Annotated in this window: 1 protein-coding gene and 1 pseudogene; one reads left to right on the top strand and one right to left on the bottom strand. The window is 39.4% G+C overall.

Features of this window, described 5'->3' with window-relative positions:
* Positions 1 to 169 (bottom strand): annotated as a pseudogene (locus R7040_RS27315) (2-hydroxyacid dehydrogenase); the annotation flags it as partial.
* Between the two features lie 196 nt (positions 170 to 365).
* On the opposite strand from R7040_RS27315, the gene R7040_RS27310 reads away from it, so the two are divergent.
* On the top strand, positions 366 to 649 hold a 284-nt coding region (locus R7040_RS27310; RefSeq protein WP_318097724.1), incomplete at its 3' end, for a murein L,D-transpeptidase family protein.

The following is a 649-nucleotide window of genomic DNA, read 5'->3' as shown; positions in this document are numbered from 1 at the left end:
AACCGTGCGCCATTTTTGCGGTTTTTTCGGTGAGTCGAAAGTCGTGATAATGAAATTCGAAGTCGCGATTGTTCTTAATTTTATTAAAAGAGGCTTCGTCGTAGGATTTTGCACTAAAAAAAGCAATGTTAATCATAGTTCCCTCCCAAAAAGTATGGGTTTTATAAATAAATCTACTTATAAAGTAATGCAACTTAGGCCTAATGAATAGTGAAATCTTTGCTTAAATCTCAGTAATATCAAGATGCGATTAGCACCGTCTTTTTTACGTCTCAACGTTATAATCAGATTGCTTTGTGAGCATCATCTGACTAGCATAGCTTCTCTTTTATTTCCTTCTGACTCTTGGTTTGGGCGTTCTGGCAATGTCGATAAAATGGTGTGCTTTAATTCTGTGTGGATTGGTTACGTTCAGTACGCACGCGGCTGTCGATCTGGTTAAAGTTGATAAATCGAAACGCAGAATGTACTTGATAGAAGATGGCATCATACTAAAAGAATATCGTATTGCATTGGGTGCCAGTCCTAAAGGCCATAAGCAAGAAGAAGGCGACAACCGAACGCCAGAAGGCAGTTATACGCTCGATTACGTGATTGAGGATTCTGCGTTTTATCGCTCGGTGCACATTAGCTATCCCGATGCTATTGA

It is taken from the genome of Vibrio sp. 1069 (assembly GCF_033340555.1).
The sequence above is the reverse complement of the archived record's forward strand: the minus strand, read 5'-3'. Positions and strand labels throughout refer to the sequence as shown.